The organism is Streptomyces prunicolor NBRC 13075 (assembly GCF_000367365.1).
GTDB lineage: Bacteria > Actinomycetota > Actinomycetes > Streptomycetales > Streptomycetaceae > Streptomyces > Streptomyces prunicolor.
The window spans coordinates 1-6249 of record NZ_BARF01000176.1 but is presented as its reverse complement, the minus strand read 5'-3'; the positions used below and the strand labels follow the sequence as shown (position 1 = coordinate 6249).

7 protein-coding genes and 1 pseudogene are annotated in these 6249 nt (G+C 70.0%); 6 read left to right on the top strand and 2 right to left on the bottom strand.

Features of this window, described 5'->3' with window-relative positions:
* The first annotated feature begins 62 nt into the window (after positions 1–62).
* The gene (locus tag SPR02S_RS54560; protein WP_019065479.1) at positions 63–896 is read left to right on the top strand and encodes a hypothetical protein; all 834 of its coding nucleotides are present in this window, start codon (positions 63–65) and stop codon (positions 894–896) included.
* Positions 893–2080: a type VII secretion-associated serine protease mycosin gene (gene mycP, locus SPR02S_RS54555; RefSeq protein ID WP_019065478.1), complete on the top strand. Its 1188-nt coding sequence runs from the start codon at positions 893–895 to the stop codon at positions 2078–2080. Before SPR02S_RS54560 ends, mycP begins: the two co-directional genes overlap by 4 nt.
* A gap of 35 nt (positions 2081–2115) precedes the next feature.
* Here the strand turns inward: mycP and SPR02S_RS54550 are convergent, their stop codons facing one another.
* A complete protein-coding gene (locus tag SPR02S_RS54550) occupies positions 2116–3126 on the bottom strand; it encodes a serine hydrolase (protein ID WP_019065477.1) in 1011 nt (336 codons plus the stop codon).
* A 150-nt stretch (positions 3127–3276) separates the two neighbouring features.
* Between SPR02S_RS54550 and SPR02S_RS54545 the strand changes: the two genes are divergently transcribed.
* A complete protein-coding gene (locus tag SPR02S_RS54545) occupies positions 3277–4011 on the top strand; it encodes an SseB family protein (RefSeq protein ID WP_019065476.1) in 735 nt (244 codons plus the stop codon).
* 4 nt (positions 4012–4015) lie between these two features.
* Here the strand turns inward: SPR02S_RS54545 and SPR02S_RS54540 are convergent, their stop codons facing one another.
* The gene (locus SPR02S_RS54540; RefSeq protein WP_019065475.1) at positions 4016–4387 is read right to left on the bottom strand and encodes a DUF1844 domain-containing protein; all 372 of its coding nucleotides are present in this window, start codon (positions 4385–4387) and stop codon (positions 4016–4018) included.
* Positions 4388–4726: 339 nt separating this feature from the next.
* On the opposite strand from SPR02S_RS54540, the pseudogene infC reads away from it, so the two are divergent.
* From infC to rplT, 3 genes and pseudogenes are all read left to right on the top strand, one after another.
* Positions 4727–5462, top strand: a pseudogene (infC, locus tag SPR02S_RS54535) (translation initiation factor IF-3).
* A 107-nt stretch (positions 5463–5569) separates the two neighbouring features.
* Positions 5570–5764, top strand: coding sequence for a 50S ribosomal protein L35 (gene rpmI / locus SPR02S_RS54530; RefSeq protein WP_019065473.1), 195 nt, complete (start codon positions 5570–5572; stop codon positions 5762–5764).
* Positions 5765–5866: 102 nt separating this feature from the next.
* Positions 5867–6249: 50S ribosomal protein L20 (gene rplT, locus SPR02S_RS54525; protein WP_019065472.1), on the top strand; the 383-nt coding region annotated here is incomplete at its 3' end.

Sequence of the window (6249 nt, the reverse complement as noted above, 5' to 3'; positions counted from 1 at the left end):
CCGGCCCCGACCCCGCCTTTTCCTGGAGCGCGCCCATAAACCCCGTCGAGGGGCGGCCGGTTGTGTCGTTCGGGGAGCCCGAGGGGTACGACGAGCGGGTGCGGGCGCGGCCGTTGGGGGCGCGATTGCGGTCCCGTACCGCCGCTGTCGCCGTCTGTGTCGTGCTCGGTCTCGGGCTCATCGGCGGTGCGGTGACCGGGAGTTGGCTCACCGGCGATGACGGGGTGGACAGCGGTGCCACCTCCTTCGCCGCCGCCGGGCAGTTGTGGCACAGCGTGCCCGTCGATCAGCTCTTCCCGCCCACCGTGCAGGGGCAGGGGGCCGGCCCCGGCGGCGCCGACCGCACCTGGACGCGGATCGCCGTCGCCCCGGACACCGGTTGTGCGAACGCCTTCGATCCGCTGCTGCGTGACGTGCTCGCCCCGGTCGGCTGCCAGCGGCTGCTGCGCGCCACCTACACCGACGCCACCCAGAGCTACGTCACCACCGTCGGCATTCTCTTCGCCAAGGCCGACAGCGCCACGATGACCGCCCTCTCCACCCGCTTCAAGAACGAGAGCCTCGGGAACCGCACCGACCTCATGCCCCGCCCGTACGCCGCCAAGGGCACCCTCGCCGCCGCCTTCGGCGACGAACAGCGCGCCTCGTGGACCGTCTCCGTCCTCACCGACGCCCCCGTCGTCGTCTACGCCGTCTCCGGCTGGGCGGACGGCCGTAAGGCCGACGCACCCGAACCCGCCGACAAAGCCGTCACGTCCGGCAGCACCGACGCCCCCGCCCAGGCCGGTCTCGGCAACGAGGCGCAAGGCCTCGCCGACCGGGTCGAGCGGAGCCTGCGCAAGACCGTCGACTCGCCCTCGGGGGCCTCAACGACCTCGGAGAAGAAGACCTCATGAGCGTCACCGTCCGCCGGGCCGGTCTGCTGAGCGCCCTCCTGGCCGCCTCCCTCGCCCTGGTGCCGTCCACCGTCGCGCACGCCGACGGCATACGCGCCCAGGAATGGGCCCTGGACGCCATGCACACCCAGGAGGTCTGGCAGACCACCAAGGGCAAGGGCATCACCGTCGCCGTCCTCGACACCGGCGTCGAGGCCGACCACCCCGACCTCACCGGCAACGTCCTGGCCGGCAAGGACATGGTCGGCTTCGGGGCGAAGCCGGGCGACCGCGCCTGGGCCCGCCACGGCACCGCCATGGCCGGCATCATCGCCGGCCACGGACACGGCCCCGGCGACACCGACGGCGTCATCGGCATCGCCCCCGAGGCCAAGATCCTCCCCGTCCGCGTGATCCTCGAAGACGGCGACTCCGCCCGCGCCAAGGCCCGCACCACCCGCGGCAACGCCCTTGCGGACGGCATCCGTTGGGCCGCCGACCACGGTGCCGACGTCATCAACCTCTCCCTCGGCGACGACTCCGCCTCCGCGCACCCCGAGCCCGCCGAGGACGAGGCCGTGCAGTACGCCCTGAAGAAGGGCGTCGCCGTCGTCGCCTCGGCCGGCAACGGCGGTGAGAAGGGCGACCACGTTTCCTACCCGGCCGCCTACCCGGGCGTGATCGCCGCGACCGCCGTGGACCGCTTCGGCACCCGCGCCTCCTTCTCCACCCGCCGCTGGTACGCCACGGTCAGCGCCCCCGGCGTCAACGTCGTCATCGCCGACCCCGACCACAAGTACTACGAGGGGTGGGGGACCAGCGCCGCATCCGCCTTTGTGTCAGGGGCCGTTGCGCTCATCAAAGCGGCCCACCCGGGGCTGACCCCGGCCCAGATCAAGAAGCTCCTCGAAGACACCGCGCGCAACCCCCCGGCCGGCGGTCGCGACGACTCCCGCGGCTACGGCTTCATCGACCCCGCCGCCGCCATCAAGGCCGCCGCCGGCCTCAAGCCCACCGGCCTGACGTCCGCCGCCTACGGCAAGAAGTACTTCGGCTCCGGCCCGGACGCCGCCAAGACGGACAGCGACACCTCCGACTGGGCGGGCCCCCTCGCGGGCAGCGTCGGCGGAGTCCTCCTCGTGGCCGCGGTCGTCCTGTGGCGCGGCCGACGCCGACGCCCCGAGGCATTCTCAACGCAGGTGTGAGCAGGGGTAGTTGGCCGCGGACGTCAGACAGCCACTCAGTCGGACGCCGACGCCGATGCCGATGCCGATGCCGTCGTAGACGAACCGCCGTTCTTGCCGAACGCGGCCACCCCCGCCTTCGCCGCCGCCTCGATCAGCGAGATGCCCTTGGTCTGCGTCGTGCTGCCCTTCGAGAGCACGGCGACCAGGTACGTGTCGCCGTCCTCGCCGGTCACCCGACCGATGCTGTTGACGTCCCACAGCCCGGTCGTGCTGCGCGCCAACCACCCGTTCTTCAGCGCCCACTTGGAGCCGTCGGCGGCGGCCGACACCCCCCACTGCTGGTCGGCCTCTATTTGCTTCATCAGACCCTGGATGTACGACTGCGACGCCGAGCTGAGCTTCGAGTCGTCGCCGAACACCTGCTGGAGCAGGGTGAGTTGGTCGGCGGCCGTCGTCTGGGTCAGGCCCCACAGCATGTCGTCGCCGCCGGTCGTACCGCTCAGCCCGAGCGTCTTGTTCGCCGCGTCGAGCCCGCCCGCCTTGCCGATGATCCGCCACAGCGCCGACGCGGAGTCGTTGTCGCTGTTCTCGATCATCGTCGTGGCGTACGACTTCTCGGTCGCCGTCAGCTGCCGGCCCGCGTCCTGCGCCTGGAGCAGCAGCGTCGCCAGGATGTCGACCTTGACGATGCTCGCCGTGTCGAAGGCGGTGCCGCCGTACGTGGCGCTCTCGCCGGAGGTCAGATCGAGCACCGCCACCGACACCTTCTGGTCGCCGGTCGGAGTCACCGACTTCATCGCCTTCGCCAGCAGCCCGTCGTAGTCGACCGTCGGCTGCGTCACAGGTTCCACCGTCGCCTCCCGGCTGCCCGACGCCGACGCCGAGGCGGACGGCGCCGCCGCCGCCGACGATACGACGTCGGAGTGCGCGTGTGCCTTCACATACACGGTTCCCCCCGCCGTGACGCCCACGACGGCCGCGGCGGCGAGGGCGATGTAAGGGAGCGGACGGCGCCGGGAGGAACGCGCGCGGTGGTTTCGGCGGGCGGCTCTGGAAGACTCCATGCCCGCGATGGTGGGCGCGGCGACTGTGCGGTTCGTGAGATGAAAGTTAGATGTCTGTCAACGGTGTCTGAGAAACGTGTGAAAGCTGTGTCCCCCGCGTTTCAGGGCCCGCACAAGCCCTGCAGCATCCCCCCGATAGGGTCGGTCACCGTGGCGAACAAGAACATTCCCGACTCCGGCTACTCCGACGACGACGGCTCCGCCGATCCCGGACTGAGCGCGGCGCTCGCCGCCTGGGCCGCGGACCGCGGCGCCGTAGGACCCGTCCTGGAAGCCCTCAAGGGTGCCCGGCTGCTCGTGCCCGTGGTGGCCGTGCTCGGGGAGGTCGAGGAGGACGAGAACGGGCTGCGCCGCGAGAAGACCAGCGACATGGCCGTGCCCACGCTGAAGGCCGGCGGCCGGACCGCGCTGCCCGCCTTCACGTCCACCGACTCGCTGGCCCGCTGGGACCCGGCGGCCCGGCCCGTGGCCGTACCGCTGCACCAGGCGCTGCAGGCCGCCGCGCACGAGAAGGCGGACACGGTGGTGCTGGACATGGCGGGGCCGGTGCCCTTCGAACTGTCGGGGCCCGCGCTGCTGGCCCTCGCCGAGGGGCGCACCAGCGTGGACCCGCTCGCCGACCCGGTGGTCGTGGCGGCGGTGCGTGCCGTGGTCGCCGACGTGGGCGCGGTGCTGTGCGCCTACCTCGGCCCCGGCCGGGCCGACGGCACCCTCGCGCTGGTCTTCGAGCCCGCCGTACCGCACGACGCCGGCGTCCACGCGGTCGCCCGCGGCCTCGCCGCCGACGAGACACTGAGGGCCCGCCTGGTGCGCGGCCTCGACCTGGCAGTCCTGCCGGCCGGGACGACGCCTCCCGGCGAGCCCTTGTACGTACGTATGGGGTGAGCTGCTAGCCGTAGATCGGGCCCGTGTACTTCTCGCCAGGGCCCTGACCCGGCTCGTCGCGGACGAGGGACGCCTCGCGGAAGGCCAGCTGGAGGGACTTCAGGCCGTCGCGCAGCGGGGCCGCGTGGAACGAGCTGATCTCGGTCGCGCTCGCGTCGAGGAGGCCGGCCAGGGCGGTGACCAGCTTGCGGGCCTCGTCCAGGTCCTTGTACTTGTCGCCCTCCTCGGTCAGACCCAGCTTCACGGCGGCGGCGCTCATCAGATTGACGGCGACCGTCACGATCACCTCGACCGCCGGGACCTCCGCGATGTCGCGGGCCATGGCGTCGAAGTCGGGGGCGTCAACATTGGTGGACTCGGGAGGCGTGTCACTCATGCCCCACACGATAGGGCCCGGTGTACGGCGGTTCGCACCACCCCCGGGGAGCTGCTAACCTTGTGTGATGACCGGCCAGGCACTGTGGTGCCCGGCCAACAAGTGGAGGCTCCGATCTCCCACCTGACTGTCCTCACGGACGGCGGGTCACCCCGGTCAGGCGGTCACCATCGTTCCGTACGGACGATGGAGTCGCCCGAAAGCGCGCCCCGCGATCATCGCGGCGGTGCTCCGGCAGTGTTTTGGAGCCCCGTCTTGTGATCGTCCGGGGCATTTTTCGTGTTCCGGCGCGGTTAGGTCTGTCTACCAAAGACAAACGCGGCCGTCCGCCAGATGGCCGTGTGGTGCTAACCGAGGAGGATCCATCAGCACCGAGCCCCGTATCAACGACCGGATTCGCGTTCCCGAAGTGCGACTTGTCGGTCCGAGCGGCGAGCAGGTCGGAATTGTTCCGCTTGCCAAGGCCCTTGAGCTTGCGCAGGAGTACGACCTGGACCTGGTCGAGGTTGCGGCGAGTGCACGTCCGCCGGTCTGCAAGCTCATGGACTACGGGAAGTTCAAGTACGAGTCGGCCATGAAGGCCCGTGAGGCGCGCAAGAACCAGGCGCACACGGTCATCAAGGAAATGAAGCTCCGGCCGAAGATCGACCCGCACGACTATGACACCAAGAAGGGTCACGTCGTCCGGTTCCTGAAGCAGGGCGACAAGGTCAAGATCACGATCATGTTCCGTGGTCGCGAGCAGTCCCGGCCGGAGCTCGGCTACCGACTGCTGCAGCGTCTCGCCACGGACGTCGAGGACCTCGGGTTCGTCGAGTCGAACCCGAAGCAGGACGGCCGAAACATGATCATGGTTCTCGGCCCGCACAAGAAGAAGACCGAGGCGATGGCCGAGGCCCGTGAGGCCCAGGCGGTCCGCAAGGCGGAAGCGAAGGCCAACCCGGGCAAGTCGCAGAACGCCGCGGAGTCCGAGTTCGACGACGAGGGCAGCGTCAACGAGGAGATCGTTGACGAGGGCGACGTCACCGAGGTCGAGACCGTCGAGGCCCCGGCCGAGGCTCGCGCCGACGCCTGATCCCAGGACGCCAGTCCAGGGATGTAACCGAAACAAGAGCGACGCTCCACCCGTGCCCGGTTTCACGACCGGGCACCGGAGCGCCACCGACGAGGAGATACGGCGCTATGCCGAAGAACAAGTCGCACAGCGGTGCCAGCAAGCGCTTCAAGATCACCGGCTCCGGCAAGGTGCTCCGCGAGCGTGCCGGCAAGCGCCACCTGCTCGAGCACAAGTCGTCCCGTGTGACGCGTCGCCTCACCGGCAACGCCGAGATGGCCCCGGGCGACGCCAAGAAGATCAAGAAGCTTCTCGGCAAGTGACGTACGCGGCGCTCCGGTTGAGCGCCGTACGTCTGGACCGGGACCCCATCGATTCCGGGCCGTGTGAGTCCAACCACGGCCCCGCTACAAGGAGTTAAACAAGTGGCACGCGTCAAGCGGGCAGTCAACGCCCACAAGAAGCGCCGGGCGATCCTCGAGGCCGCCAAGGGCTACCGCGGTCAGCGTTCGCGCCTGTACCGCAAGGCCAAGGAGCAGGTCACCCACTCGCTGGTCTACAACTACAACGACCGCAAGAAGCGCAAGGGTGACTTCCGTCGGCTGTGGATCCAGCGCATCAACGCTGCGGCTCGCGCCAACGGCATCACGTACAACCGCTTCATCCAGGGTCTGAACGCGGCGAACATCGAGGTCGACCGCAAGATCCTTGCGGAGCTGGCCGTGAACGACGCCGGTGCGTTTGCTGCGCTGGTCGAGGTTGCGCAGAAGGCTCTGCCGAGTGACGTCAACGCGCCCAAGGCGGCGTG

Coding starts and splice junctions, on each gene's coding strand:
- mycP (WP_019065478.1), top strand. CDS start 893: ATGAGCGTCACCGTCCGCCGGGCCGGTCTGCTGAGCGCCCTCCTGGCC.
- SPR02S_RS54550 (WP_019065477.1), bottom strand. CDS start 3,126: ATGGAGTCTTCCAGAGCCGCCCGCCGAAACCACCGCGCGCGTTCCTCC.
- SPR02S_RS54540 (WP_019065475.1), bottom strand. CDS start 4,387: ATGAGTGACACGCCTCCCGAGTCCACCAATGTTGACGCCCCCGACTTC.
- rpmI (WP_019065473.1), top strand. CDS start 5,570: ATGCCGAAGAACAAGTCGCACAGCGGTGCCAGCAAGCGCTTCAAGATC.